Source organism: Leucothrix arctica, from assembly GCF_003172895.1.
Classification (GTDB): Bacteria; Pseudomonadota; Gammaproteobacteria; order Thiotrichales; family Thiotrichaceae; genus Leucothrix; species Leucothrix arctica.
The window spans coordinates 172,047-189,245 of sequence record NZ_QGKL01000012.1; the positions used below are offsets into that span (position 1 = coordinate 172,047).

Genomic DNA, 17,199 nt, shown 5'->3' on the forward strand with positions numbered 1-17,199 from the left:
TCTTATTTGCCTTGTTTGATGTAGGACATGATTTCTTCTCTCGCTTCTTTAAGTATGGAGTCTCTATCCAAACTATCAAGTATCTCGGCAACGGCTAATTTTGGACCACTGTCTCCCCACGACTTTCCTTTTGCCAAATAGGTTTCAGTCGCACGACCAATAATCAAGGTGCTATACCACGCGATAGCCCCTTGTGCTGCGCCTGTCAGCACCGTTGACAGTCCAATCGTACCGATTTTTAGAGCTGACGACGCGATGTTTATCGCCCAAAAAGAGCCATATAATAAAATCATTTGAGCGGCGATACTTTTGATCAATTCACCCGCTTCGGTCTTGCTCATCGGTAAACCATAAATGCGAGATAAGTGAACAATTAAACTCACATCAATAGCAGCGGCAGCCACCAAATCAGCAATAGGAATAGGGTTGAGTGCAACCGTCACACCTTTACCCATGCAGTACATATTGATGACTTTCGCACCAACCTCTTTACGCACTTCCAACATTCGCTCACCAACTTGCTCGCTGAGTTGGCCTGCAAATAATGAGGCATTGAGCGCCGATAGTGTCTTACCTTCTGCTTCTATCACATCCCACAAGCGTGATTTTAGGCTGATAATGTCAGCAGGGCGTTGGCGCGTCGATTCTTGCTCATTACCAAACTCATCTTCACGAATGATGATTTGCTTAGCAGGAGAGGCAGCAGTAAATACAATATTTTCAGGTGCAACAATCCCCGTGACACGATCACGAATGATAGTGCGTAGTTGCAGTAGTTCTTCTTCGTTATATTGATCAGATTTATTCACGACTAAGATAATCGGGCGTTTTGCATCAGCGACGGTTTTCAGAGCCGTTAGCTCAATATCGGTTAAATCACTATCGATCACAAACAACAATAAATCAGCACGGCCAGCGACTTCATGAGCCAGTGCTTCACGTTGTTCACCGTCAATTTCATTGATGCCGGGTGTATCAATTAAAAACACACCGCCCGCATCGACTTCTTTCCACGCTTCCATGTCGGCGCTTTTAGTCTCACCATGCAGCAAGCTAACGCTGAACACCTGTTTACCCATTAACGCATTAAGCACCGATGACTTGCCCACACTCACGCGGCCAAACACGGCAATATGCAGTTGGCCTTGTTCAAGCTTGTCGAGCATCTTTTGAATAGCACTATAGTCACTTTTCAAACCCTGGCGAACTGAGTCAGGTACGCGCTTATCGTTGAGTAGCTGGTGAAGGCTTTGCTTGGCTAAGTTTAGGTGTGAATCACCCGCAGAGTGTGTGCTTGGCTGGTCAACGTCATCATTGGTCTTTTCGTTGGTCGAAAACCAGTTTGGCAAATAGCTTTGCGCGCGAGTCCAGATTTTCACTCAACATCTCCTTAAAGGTTATAGCAGCAGGTGCTGCGCGTAACTGACCACGTTGTTCTAGGGTTTTCTTCACTGAGTTACCCAGTGCATCAAAAATCATTCCGTACGCCACTGCGTGAACTAAGCCACCAGCAACCGTCCCAATACCGGGAAATGCTTTTAAACCGTTACCTGCCACCGCCAATATCAGCGGTATGCTTTTCTTCATTTGGCCTTGGCTAAAGTCTAAAAACTTATCAATATCTAATTGTTTAACTGGCGAGTCGTATAGTGCACATAGGTCTTTCACCATACGTGTGCCTAAATAACCTTGCACCACGATATCAGCCCCAGGACTCACCGAAGCCATTGCGCCAACGATCGCTTTTTTAGTCGAACTTTTGATAATCCGGTCAGCTTCAAGCTGTCGGTAATCTGCTTTCTCTGCATCTAGTTTTTGTTTCACCAAAACAAACACCGACGCATCCCGTAGCTTTTCTAATAATTCACTGTGGCCATCAATCTCTCGTTGCAGTGCATCTGCAAGTTCATTGATATGAGTTTTTCTAGGGCGAATAAACGGTGTTTCGTTACCTTCCTTATCTATTCGAATAACTTCTTCTTCTCCGCCTGACTGTACAAACACCAAACGTGCTTTGTGTTTATAGCCTTCAACCGTTGCCATTCGTTCTGCAAAGCGTTGTTTCAGTAAGTCTTTTTCTTCGTCGTCATAACGATCGCTTTTGTTCAGTGTAACAATCAGTGGTTTACCAAAGCTGAGCAACTCTTGAATGTCATCAAATTGTGTTCGAGACAAGTCAGAGTCAGTCACGTAAATAACGACTTGAGCACGCACCGCTTCATCACTTGCCAACTCATCCAACGTACCACTCGCTTCATTTCGACCGGGTAAGTCGGTTAGCACGAGTTGATCACCTGAGCTAGATTTCCACGTGTATTGAGAAATGTGCTGCGTCGAGCCACCACGTACATTGATGTCGATATCAGCATCAGGGAGTAGTGTTTTAATAATCGAACTTTTACCGGTACTCACGTTGCCGAAGAGCGAGACATAGATCGTTCCAGTATCTTTACGTGCTTGAAGCGTTTCTAGTTCTCGTCTTAGCTCACGAGTGTCCATGCCGACTTTCTCAGCATGGTCGATTTCGGACAACACACTTTCTTCGGTGATTTCATTATTGTTGTCATCTAGGGCATATTTTGACGGCTTGAGTAAGCTATAAATTAACCAAATAGTTCCCACGATAAAGGCTGCGATAAGCCCCATGTAGGTATAGAAAATACCTTCGGGCAGTAGCTGCATGCGCGCCCAAATATCAAGGATGCTCCGCGTTGCAAAAAATATAAACAGCAACAATAAGAAGGCTGATATGGCAACAACGACGGCCAGTATTCGCTTGAATGTAGATCCCGCTTTATTCATGAGACTAGTCAGTGATTATTATGATTGTTTCCGAGTTTATCATGAGCTAGTAAAAGCTTAACTCTAATTTGTTCACTTTAAATAATAGCGATCATAACGACCGTTGGTCGTTTCGTTGTGTCCAATAATCATACTTAACAAGGATGGGCGGTAGAAGTTAGATAGATTGCAACCGTACGCAACAGATGCCCAACGGGTCTAGTTTACTAGGCGTCAGAGCTGAATTTATCTACCCCAATAGATTAGGTTTACAGTTCAATCTGAAGCGTACACATTGCTTTGCACTGTAGCTATGACAAGGTCCCCATTTTGCATGAGAGTTTGTCGAAACAGTGTTGACCGTGCCCGAGGATACATACCACTCATGGCTGCGGTTACCTTCTTGGTGAGTCTGGCGTTTTAGGCAAAAATAATTCATAAATATAGAACTATTTCGCTGGATTTACCGGGATTTATAACCTCAACTAGGCGTTGAGTGAGTCTTACAGTTTGCCGCTACTCTTAATATTCAAATAGCTATTAATGAGGGACACGCCTAGTTGTTGTGGTGCCACGTCTACGGCGATCACACCTTGATTGGTTAACGCATCAAATGACGCTTTACGTTGTTGTAAATAATGATGCGTTGCAGCGGTGTTAAGTGCGCTATTAATCTCTGTCGGTGTTTCTTCAAGAACCTGATCAAGTTTTTGCTCGCGTAAACTGGCGAGTAATACTAAGTGACGTTTACGAAGTATGCCGACCGCCGCTTTCAGTTCTGCACTGTCTTCGTCTCTAACGTTAGTTAGAATGATGATTAATGCGCGTTTCTTGTGACGCGTCAGAAGGTCACTGGCGGCTTTTATGTAATCAGGAGCATCCGTAGTCGGTTGCAAGTCATACACCGTATTGAGCAGGTTCTGAATGGTGTGGTAGCCTTTTTTAGGGGCTATCCAGCGTTGACTACCGGCAAAAGTACTTAAACCTACGGCATCACCTTGTCGCAATGCTACATAAGACAGTACTAGTAAGGCATTCAAGGTGTGATCAAAGTGAGATAGTTCATCATCACGTGCGCGCATTCGGTGACCGCTATCCAACATGAATATGACTTCCTGATCTCGCTCATCTTGGTATTCACGAGAGATCACTTTGCCTAGTCGGGACGTGGCTTTCCAATCAATCTGTCGAACGCTATCACCCTCACGATATTCACGTAATTGGTGAAAGTCTTGCCCTTGTCCACGCCTTGGTTTTTTGATGATACCCATCTGACTTAAATGATTATCAGTCGCCAATAATGCAAGGTGCGAGATAGCCGCAAAGTTGGGGTAAATGTGGACTTCATTGGTCAGCGATAATCGATAGTCACGTAACCAAAAATTCCAACGAGAATACAAACGGAACTGCACACCACGAAATAGGGCTTTACCACGTTCGGTTGCTGTGACTTGGTATTGTAGCTCTGCCGTTTGGTCTGGCGCTAAACTCAGATGTACAGGTAAGCCCGTGGCTTCAACTTGAATAGGGAAGTGGTCATACACATCTAAGGTGCATGCATAGCGTGAGGTGTTGGTTAGCTTGAGACCAACATCGCGCTTTACGCCAAGAGGAAAAGAGCTATGAACGTCACGTTCAGCCTCTGGTATTGCTCGTCGATACAACAGAAATAAATCCAGTAGCACGACGATACCCGCGATCACCAATGCGCCTTTCCACAACATAATCAGGCTTGGAACAAAGCTCGCAATGAACGCCAGCACAGCCAAAGCCGCTAGGAGTTTATAGAGTGATTTACCGGGGATGGGCAAGTTCATAAGTGCTTATTGTCTCGGCGCGTCGATGCTGTTGATCACCGATGTCAAAATTTGATCGGTCGAATAACCTTCAAGTTCCATCTCAGGTGCTAGCGCAACACGGTGGCGTAATACGGGCAGCGCAATCGCTTTAATATCATCTGGCGTAATGAAGTCTCGAAGGTTAATCATCGCCTCAGCACGTGCCGCACGAATTAATGAAATACTGCCACGAGGGCCCGCGCCAATACTCAAACCCTGCCATGTGCGGGTTGCTCGAACGAGGTTAACGGCATAGTCGATAACTTGCTGATCTGCTCTAATCTCAGCAGCAGCGGCTTGAAGCGCCAAGATGTCAGCAGGTGATGCCACCGCTTTGACTCGCGATAAATTCAGCTGGTCGCCTGTTTGTTTATTGGTGACCGCTGCAACCATGAGGCTTTCCTCATCGGTGCTAGGGTACTCCATGAAGACTTTCAGTAAGAATCGATCTAACTGAGCTTCTGGGAGCGGGTATGTTCCTTCTTGTTCTAGCGGGTTTTGTGTCGCTAGAGTCATGAAGGGTAATGGCACGGGGTGAGATTCACCTTCGATGGTAACCTGACGCTCCTGCATCACTTCTAGTAGTGCTGACTGGGTCTTGGCAGGCGCACGGTTAATTTCATCGGCTAATAACAAGTTGGTAAATACTGGGCCGCGACGTAAGTTGAACTCATTCGTTTTTAAGTCAACAAGTGTATGACCCGTTACGTCAGCTGGCATCAAGTCGGGGGTGAACTGAATACGAGAAAATTCACCTTCAAAGGTTTTTGCTAAAGCACGCACCAACAGTGTTTTACCCAAACCTGGCACACCTTCAATGAGAACGTTTCCGCCTGCAATCAATGCAATCAGTGTTTGGTGAATCACGTCTTCTTGGCCGATGACGGCATGACTGATTTCTGTTTTTATCGCAGTGACTAACTCACTGACTTGTTCAATTTGCATGCTCATACATTAGTCCTGATGTATTCGAGTTGTTTAATCGTCTCGGTAAAGTCGTAAGGGCTATTACTGATATTGCCGTGTAGCGTTTGGAACACTTGTTTAGTGTCGAGCGTCAGTCTTTTGGCAACCGCTTCAGCTTGTTGGTCTTTAGTTAAACTCTGCCAGCCGGGTATGCGTCGACTTAAGCGTTGGTTAGTGGCAGTGCGAGTACTATTAATCAGTGTGTCGCCTTGCTTATGCTTCCAGTAGTACGCTCCGCTGGCCGTGATGTGTTCCATGAGGTGACGGCGGTCTTCATCTTCTTTAGGAATAAGCGGACCAAAGCGTCGAGATGTACGTAATCCCCAGACCACGAGTAGCGCAGTCAGCATGAGGATAAATGCCCAGAACTTTTTCCATATTAGGCTTAATAAGCTAGGCGACTCATCTGAGTGGATTAACCATACCTCATCTGGGCTGGATAGTTCTGTCGCGTTACGATGTACCAAGTACCATAAAATTTCTGCATGATCGAAGTCGTAAAGCGTTCGATATTCCATGAAGTGAAGTTGCGATACTAAGGTGACTAAACCTGCACCAACGCCTTGTCTAATAATGAAGTTTTTATTATCGAGCTGCACTTTTTCAATCTGCACAGACTCGTTATCATCATCTAGAATGATGGCATGAAAGTGATCTTCAGCAATCTCAAGTGGCCTAGTGGCATTGGGTAATTGAATCTTCCTAGGCTTACCGTCTTCAAACTCAATATGATCATCGCTATCAATGTGAACTTTAATCGCATTTTGAATAGGATCGGCACTGACGGTGGGGGGCGCATCACGATTGTCATTACTAGTTTCGTCGACCAGTGCTTCATCGAACTCATAGTAACTTTCTTGCCATGCTTCTGTGCTTGGTATGATTAGGTGACCACCTTGCTCAACCCATGCAAGAAGCTCATCGACTCTTTGTTCGCTCAAACTATAACGCGAAGCAGTCAATAAAATGACACTGTTGGTACTTGGTAGTTCAACGAGGCTGTGCAAGCTTTCTAAAGACTGAGTGGGAATACCCATGCGCTTAAGAAACAATCGACTGGCAAATAAGGGGTTACTCTTAGCTTCTCCAGTTAGCGGCTTCCAACCACTTTCTTCCACGCGCTCGTAGAGGTGAAAAAAGCCAAAAGTGAGTAAGCTGATAAGAGTAACAATGACGAGTGCAGGCACTGCACCGCGGGCGTTTATTTTCATTGTTCCGCCTCTGCTGCTACCGCAAAGTCACTGCTCCAATGATCAAGTAGGTACGTTATCTGTTCATCGCTAGGTGTTTTGTGTGCATAAGCAATCGCGACCCAGTGTCGGGTCAGGTCGGCTAAATATCGGTATCTTGGAGTAGTAATTGCTGGGCGACTTAGCCTAAGAATATCACCTTCAGTATGGTTGTGTTCGAGTGCTAACTGATCGTCATTGATCAGCTTAACGAGTGCCCCACGATATAATACGCTGAGTGCTTCTCGATGCTTACTGTCATTCCAAAGTGACTTGGCTGCCGTTGGAATATCAGTGGGCAATGACTCTTTTCTTACATCCATACCAAATAAAATGTCAGGTCGCTCTACGCCTTCTTTTTCGGGCACTCTGACCAGTAAAGGTAACCAGTGTTTACGGAAAATATAAAGCGCAATAATAGCGGCTCCCACTAACAGCCATAAGCTGTATTCAAGCAGGCTAGCAATGATTAGCCCAAGCGAGACGAGCCAGCTTGGTGGGTCTATTTCATTCTTTTCTTTTTCTTCACTTTTATCTTTTAAACGCCACTTAGGTGTCATTTTTTCAAAAGCTAGGTCAGGTTGTAACATGACTTCTTCGATGATGCTTTTTGACTTATCCCCAGCCAGACGTGACTCTGATAATTGTTCGGTAACGACTACGTTACTAAGTGGTACTTCCTCTGCGTAACTAGGTTGTTGCAGGGTGCTTAAGCCAAGTGCCGAGGCTAGTACTATTGCCGCTAGCGTACTTAGTTTTTTATCGGGCAAGGTCTTATCCAACAAGCTAAAGCGATTAGCCATTTTTCTAAAGTTTATTTCTATATCCCACGCTTCAAGCTGTGTACGACGGTTGATGTACATGGCGAAGCTAGCTGCGATATAAAACGGCTCTAAAAATACCATCACAAGCACGAAACCAGTGACCGCAATAATTTCAACGGAATAGCCAATGCTGTCGAGCCGATTAGAAAAGATTCGCTCACCTAAATCAGCGGATATTTCAGAGGGGATAAACAACCAGATCAGCATAAAGAAAGACAGGGTGAGTATGAACTGGAAGGAAAATATTGCGATATTGAGCCAAATAGCCACGGTATGCACATTATTAAGCAGTAGCTGCTGTCGCTGTTTTCTTGGCGTGCTTCGTAGTTGTTCTAGTTGCCAAATAGGGAGCAGAAAACCTCGACTCATCGAGAACCGTCGCCATGTTAGTTCGCTGAATAAACCGGTTTTAGTCATTAGAGTCGGTAATTCTCTAAGGGCTGAGGCGTATTCGACGGTGTCACCGAATAACTTGCGGCTAATAATATGCAAAATTAGGCGGTGATAAAGTGGCTTCAACCACCATAAAATAATCAAGCTAACCCAGTAATAGTCATAAGGAATGACGATCAGTAGTAGCGTAATGAGAGTCAGTAATAATAGGGCTAACGGTGTGTAAATGAGTAGCCACCACTCACGCACCATAGCAAAGCCAAGGTCAATCGCTTCCCAAGGTGTACGAGAACGAATGTTAGCGGTAATGGACTCAAGCTGCATGCTGATAGCCTCGACCCACAAACCAGAAGTAAGCGATGACTAATGCCCAAAGAAATGCGGCAACACTGTACTTAATCATGACGGGTAACGGCATGGAGGACCAAAATGCTTCTACAAATGCAGCCATGATGAATAGGGTGGCGGCACCGTACATGATCTTGATGGCCACTTTTCCATTATCAATGAGCGCACGAATACGTGATTTTCGTCCGGGAGCAATGAGTGCTTGAGCGAGTTTAAGCCCTCCTGCGCCAGAGATAACGATGGCGGTTAACTCAAAGGCACCGTGACCCAGTACGAAACCCCAAAAGGTATCGATATAACCGAGGTGGGTTAAATGACCCGCCGCCGCACCGATAAAGATGCCGTTAAACAGTAAGAAGAACAGCGTGCCAATACCGTACAGCATGCCGCCAGCAAACACTTGGAAGCCAATGCCGGTATTATTCCTTATATAGTGGCCAAACATTTCTATGTCTGACCCCGAGTCACGTTCTCGCCCTAACGATGAGTTTTCTGGATCGTACATTGACTCCATCATGCGTGCCTGTTCAACATCCATCACGCTGTAAACGATTTCTGGTTTCAGTTGAATCAGGATAATCATGGCAATAAAGGGCACATAAAACAGTGCGGAAGCGATCGACATTATTTTCCATTCTCGTCTTACTAATGACGGAAATTCGGCAGCAAAAAAACTGAGAATAGAGCGTAAGAATTGGCTGTGACTACTGTATAAAGCTTGATGTCCACGTACCACCAAATGATTAAGTCTGTTGACCAATATTGGGCTGTACATACGCGAGTTAGCTAACGCGTAGTGTTGACAGATTTGGCGGTAAGCCGTCGGCATATCGAGCTCAGCGGGTTTTTCTGCCTTGTTGCGCTTAAAGCGTGATAGTGCTTGATAGTCGAGCAGCTTTTCAAAGTTGCTCCACAGTGTTTCGTGACGTTGAGTAAACTGTTGCTGACGGCTAGAGCTCATCGTTTCCCCATAATCCAACGACCCATTCCCGATAAGTAATCAGCAGCAGATGTTTTGTTTTCAACCAGTGAACCCGCGACTTTAGCAAGTTCTTCGGCACGCTCTTCACTCAGTGTAGCGCGGCGTTGGTAAAAGTTAATGATTGCCTGTTGCTCATCTAACTGAAGTGGGCGTGGCGGGACTTCGGCTATTATATTATCTTGCTCTGTCAGCGGTTGTATCGCTTCAACATGTAGTACCACCGTGCCTGCAACAATGTCGCCAATGCGCTGAAAGCGATTATTACTCAACATGCAGACGAGTCCAAAGCCGTAGGCAAATGGCAGAAAGTCTACAAATCGAAGTAGGTTACGAATAAGAGAGCTGGCGGGTGTAATCGGGCTCGCATTTTCCTGAGCAACAAATAAACCCATCATAGATTTACCTGGGGTTTTTCCGTTGTGGAAAAGCTCGAAGTAAACGGGGTAAAGCCACTCAATTAAAAACACCAAAATCAGGAATATGCCATCACCTAATTCATCAAGGTAAGCCAGTGCAATGGCCAAACCCACCATAACAGCGCCACGAATACAGGTATCAATCAACCATGCGTAGAATCTAAGCACTGGCCCTGCAGGCATAAGGCGAAGCGCCACGCCTTCAGGTGTATTGATTGAATAAAGTGTATCGATTGTCTGCATTTAAATGACGTTACCTGTTTACCATTTGAATTTATAACCAAACTCGGCTGCCACCAGCCCGTTGGTAATATCACCAATCTTTGGTGTGGCCATTATATTAGCAAATAATCCCGTCTTTTTCCCCACTCTAAGTTTAAGCGGTGGTGTACACAACCAGCGTCTACGTTTGTGACTGTGATCGTAGCCTTTCAATGCACAATTAGCCCCAATCATTGGCCTTAACATACCCCAATAAACCCAGTTTTCATGGGAAATATTACTCGTTAGCATATAGCTTCTGACGGAGTAAGAGTCGACGAAAGTCGAAACGCCATTTTCATAAAGCCAGTTGTTACGTTCGAAATCTTGGGAGTAGCCGAAATACTCCATATTACCTTCGTTTGTATCTTTATGGTCACTGTCTAAGTGTTTGCTTACACCGGCGGCATAGATGCTGCTGGAACGTGAATTTGTACATGCAGTTGAGAAAGATCCCAGTAGCAGAACGATAGCGAGTATTTTCAGGTTCATCCGTTAATCCTGTTTTTTATCGCTTCTTATGACGCCTAAGCGTGTTTATAAGAGGCTTTGTTTTGATACCGTCATGCCTGAATAAATACAGCAGCTTGACGGATCCAACGTTTAATTAGAGGTTGGATTGTTTCAGGATATTCCGTTAATAACAAGTCAGCAGTTTCTTGAACATCGTGAAGCATTGCCTCATCGCGCGAAAGGTCAGCGATTTGAAACTGTAACTCTCCCGTTTGACGTGTCCCAAACACCTCACCCGGACCTCGGATCTCTAGGTCTATTTTTGCGATTTCAAAACCATCGTTACTATTCCTCAATGCGTCGAGACGTTTACGTGCAGTTTTGGATAATGGGCTTTGATACATCAAAACACAGCTACTTGCCGCAGCACCTCGACCGACTCGACCACGAAGCTGGTGTAGCTGTGCCAAGCCTAAGCGCTCTGCATTTTCAATAATCATTAAACTAGCATTAGGGACATCAACACCTACTTCTATTACCGTCGTTGCCACAAGCAGCGATAATTCAGCGGATTTAAATTGGCGCATGACTTCCTGCTTATCTGCACCTGACATGCGGCCATGGACTAGGCCTATCGCTATGTTAGGTAGTTGCTCTTGGAGCATTTCCAGTGTTTGCTCGGCATTTTCACATTGTAGTGTTTCTGACTCTTCTATTAAGGTACAGACCCAGTACACTTGTGCACCGCTGGCGCATACTCCATGAATCCGTTGTACGATCTCATCTCGGCGTTCGTTGGCAATAACGACGGTCTTAATAGGTGTTCGGCCGGGTGGCAACTCATCAATAACGGAGTAGTCCATATCTGCATAAGCCGTCATCGCTAACGTACGAGGAATAGGCGTTGCCGTCATAATGAGTTGGTGTGGATAGCCGAGTTTGCCCGCACCTTTATCTCGTAATGCCAAGCGCTGACCCACACCAAAGCGATGTTGCTCATCGATAATGATTAAACCTAACTTGGCAAATACCACATCGTTTTGAAATAGGGCGTGTGTACCCACAACCAAGTTACTCATACCTAAAGCGGCACGTTCGTTTTGGTCTCGTCGCTCGGCGGCTTTTTGTTTACCGGTCAGGCTCCCGACCGTCAAACCAAGCGGCTTAAACCATTCTTGAAAGCACTTTAGGTGTTGCTCGGCCAATATCTCGGTCGGTGCCATTAGGGCAACTTGGTAGCCGGCTTCTATAGCATGTAAGGCTGCAGCGGCAGCGACTAAGGTTTTACCTGACCCCACATCACCTTGAACGAGTCGTGACATAGGTGAAGCTAAGCGTAAGTCTTTTTGTATTTCTTCAATAACCCGTTGTTGTGCACCCGTGAGCGAGAAGGGTAATGACGCTTTTAGTGCTGAAATATGTTTATCTTTTGATGGCATAGCAATGCCCGTCAATTTCAAACTCTGTAGGCGGAATTGTCGCAAGCTCAGCTGATGAGCGAGTAGTTCTTCAAAGGCTAATCGTTTAATGGCTGGGTGAAAAGCATTAAGCAGTGCCTGACTACTTTCAGCATCGGGCGTGTGTATGCTGCGAATGGCATCAGCCAAAGGTGGCATTTTTTTGCGCTGTCGTATTGCTAAAGGGAGGTAGTCTGTTATCTCTACTAAAATCTTTAGCGCTTCACCCATGAGTCGGCGAATAGTACGCTGTTGCAAGCCTTTAGTTGCGGGGTAGATAGCGGATAACGTGTCGTCTAGCTTTAACGGCGCGTAGTCATTAATAATCGTATATTCAGGGTGAATCATTTCGATTTGATGAAGTGACTGACGAATCTCACCGAAGCACCGTACTCGAGTGCCAACACTGAGTGCGCTTTTCTGGCCACCACCAAAGAAAAAGAAACGTAGCACTAGGCTGCCTGTTTCATCGCTAATGCGTGAAATCATCATGCGCCGACCACGAAAGACGACTTCAGTGTGCTCAACAGTGCCTTCGACTAAGACATTTTGACCGCCACGTAAGCTACCAATCTCATGAATTTTGGTACGATCTTGGTATTGGCTAGGCAGGTGAAACAACAGGTCTTGGAGGCAATGAATATCCAGCTTCTGTAAGTTTTCTGCCATTTTTGGACCCACACCTTTTAGTGTGGTGACTGCTTCCATAAGTGGGTTATGAGTTTGCACAAGTATCCATTGTTCGCTTTTAGTATGATCTTTAGTATAGACGAGTCGTCGGAGGTACGCTATTTACGCTATTGCTAAATCACCTCTCTAGGGTAGAATCAAATTTAAAATCAATCACATTGCCGTGTCTGAGGAGTCATTTCTATGGAAAATAACTATCGAGTCGTTGTCATTGGAAGCGATCGTGCAATTTCAATGATAAGACGTCTATCTTCAGACCTTGCACAAGACGGTTGTGATCTTGTGGCGATGTCTTCTTTCAGTCTAGGTGATAACTTTGTCGTGATGATGATCGTTAACACCGACGCAGAGATTCATGAATTGCGTGGTTTGTTAGAGCCAACAACAGAAAAACACCAGCTACGTTTGATCATTGATAGCGTTAAAGAGTTTGATCCAACTCACCACTGCCCAGAAGTTTCTGTGCGGCTACAGGGTCGAGACCGTGTCGGTGTATTCTCTTACTGCATGACGATTTTAAATGATGCAGGTCTGGAAATTATGAGTATGAACTCAGATTTGCTAGGTAAGCCTGAAGTTGGTCAAAGCAGTGACTTCCTAAACCTTATCAAAGGCCGTGCGACCTTAGGCTTGGAAGAATTAAACCGAGCAGCAGAAAACTTACGTAGAAACAAAATCGACATCACTATTACCGATACCAGCAAATAGTCAGTAACTTTATACGATCACTTGGTTAGGGCGCTCGATATAGTAACCCTGAGCGTAGTCTACTTTCATTTCATGTAGCAGCTCTAAAATTTCTTCAGACTCAACGTACTCGGCGATGGTTTGTATTTTCATGGTATGAGCCATCTGATTAATCGCTTCTACTAGCGTTCGGTCAATAGGGTCTTGTACGATATCCTTTATAAAGCTCCCATCTATCTTTAGGTAGTCCACAGGAAATTGCTTTAAGTACGTTAACGAACTTAAGCCCGTACCAAAGTCATCTAAGGCAAACTTAATCCCAAGCTTTTTCATTTCAGCCATGAAGTGACGAACAAAAATAGGATTTGATATGGCTGTTGATTCGGTTAACTCAAAGCAGAGTTGATTGGTATCAACATCGTGATGTTTGATTAGCGCAAGTACTTCTGTCAAAAAGCTTTCGTTACTAAACGATTGCCCAGAAATATTGACAGATATAAAGCCATCATCACCAAGATCGCTAAAGGCTCTTTTATGTAACGCAGATAGCGATAAGTCGAGAATAGCTAAGTCTAGCTTTGACATTAAGTCGTAACGTTCTGCCGCGGGTAGGAACTCACCGGGGGACACTATACGGCCGTCTTCGTCTAATAGCCGAACTAATACCTCTCTGTGTATGTGTGTTTCTTTTGTATTTAAAGCGGTTATTTTTTGGCTATAAATTAAGATTCTATCTTCTTTTAATGCCTTTAGTATTCGAGAGACCCATGTCATTTCTCCTTTTCTAAGCACCATTTCTTCATCGGCTTCTAAATAGAGATGCACACGGTTTCGACCTGCTTCTTTTGCCGCATAGCAAGATAAGTCAGCTTGTCTTAGAGCGTCATCGACACTTTTAGAATCTTTATTTATTGCAACGACACCAATACTGACGCCTACGTTGAAGGTGCGCCCTTTACAGGTATACAGATAGTTTTTTATATTAGCGCAGAGAGTTTTTGCAATTTCTTCAGCCTGTTGAATTGAAACGTTTTCTAGTAAGACGCCAAATTCATCCCCACCTAAACGGGCTAGCATATGAGAGGCTTCAATATCGAGCTGTAGCTCTTTGGTGATTTGGCAGAGAAGTACATCGCCAGAGGCATGACCACAGGTATCGTTTACGACTTTAAACTGATCAAGGTCCATATAAAACATGGCGTGTGTTTTATTTTCTTTATGCGCACTTTGAAGTAGATCTTCAGCTTTTTTATTAAAGCTAAGCCTATTAGGCAGTTTAGTTAGATCATCATGGCGAGCTTGCCAGTAGAGCTCTTTGGTCACACGTCTAGCTTTAGTGAAGTCACCCAAAAGGAATAGTGCAAGCAGTGCGAGTCCACCCGTCAATATCACTAGTATCCATAGCATGGTTTGCGTACTTTCCTTTGAGGCCAAGGTTTGCATGGACTGAATAGGGATTTGAACAAAAGTAGCGCCCATTAGTTGGTGTAACTTCCACTCTTTTTGTGGCGCAACACCTTGCTCAGAGCGTCGTTCGACCATTGCTGGATATTGTTCGTAGTTGTTATGGCAGGTGATGCATGACTTTTTCGATGCAGGATCGGCACTTAGAAATAATAATGTTTTTTCGCCATTAAATTCTCTGATGGAATAAAAGGGCGTCCACTGAATGGCTTGTGTGGGTTCAAGTTGGTCTTGTTGCTCTAAATGTTTCCATGCCTCGATAAGAAAGTCATTATTTAGGTTTTGATCTTCGGCTAAGTTCCATTTACTGACAAGTCTGTATTTGTATAAACCATCTGATGTGCCTGATGATCTTAATGCCAAGCTCTTCATAAACTGAGCAGGTATAGGCAGCGCACCTTTCTTTTTATGAAAATTTACGTCGGCAAATCCTATCTTATCTTTTTCTATCTTGCCTAAAATATTATTTGAATAGATGGAATGAGCAGCTGCAGCTTGGCGTGTGACAATTTCAGCGACTCTGACCGCTTGGCTTTCTATTAAGCGCTGTTGAGAGTCCTGAACAATGATATAGCCTGCAACACCAACGAGCGTTAGTAATGCACCAAGCAATAAAATGAGCCTGCTTCGGATATTGAGTGTCAAATTCGGCACATTCAGCCTACTCCGTCTTCCGAAGTAGGTTAGCTTTAAATTTCATAGGTTGTTCATTACCGTGTAACAGGCTTATTGGTTATGTTCTAACAGGATGTACCAGTGGAGCCAAAGAGTGAGTCCAAAAGATTTTAGATAAGTTTAAGCTAAACCGCAACTTTGCCCGCCAATAACGGGTGGAACTGGTAATCAACCAATTCAAAATCTTCAAATTTAAAGTCGAATAGGTCCTTAACGTCAGGATTGATTTTCATGGTCGGTAGTGGGTGAGGCTCACGACTGAGTTGAATATCCGTCTGTTCCATGTGATTACTATAAAGATGTGCGTCACCCAGCGTATGAATGAAATCACCCGCTTCAAGTCCACAGACCTGAGCCATCATCATCGTCAGCAGTGCATATGATGCAATATTAAACGGTACACCCAAAAAGATATCCGCACTGCGTTGGTACAACTGACAAGACAGTTTTCCATCAGCTACATAGAACTGAAAGAGCGCGTGGCAAGGCGGAAGTGCCATGTCATTGACCAAGCTAACATTCCATGCGCTCACAATCATACGACGAGAATCTGGTGTGTTTTTTATCTGCTCAATGACTTGGGCAATTTGGTCGATACTGCCGCCATCGGGTGTTGGCCAAGAGCGCCACTGGACACCGTAAACAGGACCAAGGTCGCCATTCTCATCTGCCCATTCATCCCAAATCGATACACCATTTTCTTTTAAATAAGCAATATTACTATCGCCTTTTAAGAACCACAGTAGTTCGTGGATGATCGAGCGTAGGTGAAGCTTCTTAGTGGTCACCATCGGGAAGCCTTCACTCAAGTCATAACGTGACTGATGACCGAATACCGAGGTTGTACCTGTTCCGGTTCTATCTGTTTTTATCGATCCGTTGTCACGGACATGACGCATTAAATCTTGATATTGTTTCATGGTCTTACGTGCCTACCGGTGCAGGTTTTCGTGTGTAAGCCCAAACGATGAAGCAAACACCTAATAAAATCATTGGTATTGAAAGTAGCTGACCTTGCGACATCCAGTCGAATGCGACAAAACCTAAGTGTTTGTCGGGTACACGCACAAACTCAACAGCAAAACGTGCGATGCCATAACCGACAAGGAATAACCCTGACACAGCACCCATTGGGCGAGGTTTCTTAGAGAATAACCACAGTACAATGAATAGCAATAAGCCTTCTAAAGCGGCTTGATACAGTTGTGATGCATGACGTGGAATATTATTTACGTTCGGGAATATCATTCCCCAAGGACCATCGGTTGGGCGCCCCCAAAGCTCAGCGTTAATGAAGTTACCAATACGGCCAGCACATAGACCTAATGGTACCAATGGTGCAATAAAGTCAGCAACTTTTAGTAGTGGTAGTCCAAACTTTCGAGCCAGTAAAAAGGCTGCAAAGGAAACCCCGATTAAACCACCGTGGAAGCTCATGCCGCCTTCCCATATACGGATAAGCATCATTGGGTCTTCGAGGAACTGACTGAAGTTATAAAACAAGACCGAGCCGATACGACCACCTAGCACGACACCTAATGCACCGTAAAAAAGAATGTCATCGACTTGATCTGGGGTAATAGGGCTGCCCGGCTTACGGGCGCGATATTTACCTAAAAACAGGAACGCCAAAAAACCAACAACGTACATGAGGCCGTACCAATGCACACCAAATGTTTCGGTAAACTTTATAGCGACAGGGTCAAACTGTGGATGAGTCAACATAATGTATTAC

14 protein-coding genes are annotated in these 17,199 nt (G+C 44.7%); 1 reads left to right on the plus strand and 13 read right to left on the minus strand.

The window, feature by feature from the left end; translation table 11 throughout:
* Positions 1 to 2: 2 nt before the first annotated feature.
* The 10 genes from DKT75_RS04570 to recG form a co-directional block, all read right to left on the minus strand.
* Complete coding sequence (locus DKT75_RS04570; RefSeq protein ID WP_245923075.1) at positions 3 to 1,379, minus strand: YcjF family protein; 1,377 nt, start codon at positions 1,377 to 1,379, stop codon at positions 3 to 5.
* Positions 1,312 to 2,802, minus strand: coding sequence for a GTPase (locus DKT75_RS04575; RefSeq protein ID WP_109822245.1), 1,491 nt, complete (start codon positions 2,800 to 2,802; stop codon positions 1,312 to 1,314). The genes DKT75_RS04570 and DKT75_RS04575 overlap by 68 nt, the downstream gene beginning before the upstream one ends.
* Before the next feature lie 482 nt (positions 2,803 to 3,284).
* Entirely contained in the window at positions 3,285 to 4,598 is a 1,314-nt protein-coding gene (locus tag DKT75_RS04580) for a DUF58 domain-containing protein (protein ID WP_245923077.1), read from the minus strand.
* A gap of 6 nt (positions 4,599 to 4,604) precedes the next feature.
* Entirely contained in the window at positions 4,605 to 5,570 is a 966-nt protein-coding gene (locus DKT75_RS04585) for an AAA family ATPase (RefSeq protein ID WP_109822246.1), read from the minus strand.
* Complete coding sequence (locus DKT75_RS04590; RefSeq protein ID WP_109822247.1) at positions 5,567 to 6,796, minus strand: DUF4350 domain-containing protein; 1,230 nt, start codon at positions 6,794 to 6,796, stop codon at positions 5,567 to 5,569. Before DKT75_RS04590 ends, DKT75_RS04585 begins: the two co-directional genes overlap by 4 nt.
* Positions 6,793 to 8,355 (minus strand): hypothetical protein, encoded by a 1,563-nt coding sequence (locus tag DKT75_RS04595; RefSeq protein ID WP_109822248.1) that lies wholly within the window; start codon positions 8,353 to 8,355, stop codon positions 6,793 to 6,795. Before DKT75_RS04595 ends, DKT75_RS04590 begins: the two co-directional genes overlap by 4 nt.
* Positions 8,345 to 9,340: a stage II sporulation protein M gene (locus DKT75_RS04600; protein WP_109822249.1), complete on the minus strand. Its 996-nt coding sequence runs from the start codon at positions 9,338 to 9,340 to the stop codon at positions 8,345 to 8,347. The genes DKT75_RS04595 and DKT75_RS04600 overlap by 11 nt, the downstream gene beginning before the upstream one ends.
* Positions 9,337 to 10,020 (minus strand): RDD family protein, encoded by a 684-nt coding sequence (locus tag DKT75_RS04605; RefSeq protein ID WP_109822250.1) that lies wholly within the window; start codon positions 10,018 to 10,020, stop codon positions 9,337 to 9,339. Before DKT75_RS04605 ends, DKT75_RS04600 begins: the two co-directional genes overlap by 4 nt.
* 18 nt (positions 10,021 to 10,038) lie before the next feature.
* The gene (locus DKT75_RS04610; RefSeq protein WP_109822251.1) at positions 10,039 to 10,530 is read right to left on the minus strand and encodes a hypothetical protein; all 492 of its coding nucleotides are present in this window, start codon (positions 10,528 to 10,530) and stop codon (positions 10,039 to 10,041) included.
* A gap of 71 nt (positions 10,531 to 10,601) precedes the next feature.
* Entirely contained in the window at positions 10,602 to 12,677 is a 2,076-nt protein-coding gene (gene recG, locus DKT75_RS04615) for an ATP-dependent DNA helicase RecG (protein WP_211665162.1), read from the minus strand.
* A 144-nt stretch (positions 12,678 to 12,821) separates the two neighbouring features.
* On the opposite strand from recG, the gene DKT75_RS04620 reads away from it, so the two are divergent.
* On the plus strand, positions 12,822 to 13,346 hold the full coding sequence (locus tag DKT75_RS04620; RefSeq protein WP_109822253.1) for an ACT domain-containing protein: 525 nt from the start codon (positions 12,822 to 12,824) through the stop codon (positions 13,344 to 13,346).
* Between the two features lie 9 nt (positions 13,347 to 13,355).
* Here the strand turns inward: DKT75_RS04620 and DKT75_RS04625 are convergent, their stop codons facing one another.
* The 3 genes from DKT75_RS04625 to lgt form a co-directional block, all read right to left on the minus strand.
* Positions 13,356 to 15,443: an EAL domain-containing protein gene (locus tag DKT75_RS04625; RefSeq protein ID WP_109822254.1), complete on the minus strand. Its 2,088-nt coding sequence runs from the start codon at positions 15,441 to 15,443 to the stop codon at positions 13,356 to 13,358.
* A 146-nt stretch (positions 15,444 to 15,589) separates the two neighbouring features.
* Positions 15,590 to 16,384, minus strand: a complete 795-nt coding sequence (locus DKT75_RS04630) for a thymidylate synthase (RefSeq protein ID WP_109822255.1) — start codon at positions 16,382 to 16,384, stop codon at positions 15,590 to 15,592.
* Positions 16,385 to 16,388: 4 nt separating this feature from the next.
* Positions 16,389 to 17,189: a prolipoprotein diacylglyceryl transferase gene (gene lgt / locus DKT75_RS04635; protein ID WP_109822256.1), complete on the minus strand. Its 801-nt coding sequence runs from the start codon at positions 17,187 to 17,189 to the stop codon at positions 16,389 to 16,391.
* Between the last annotated feature and the right edge of the window lie 10 nt (positions 17,190 to 17,199).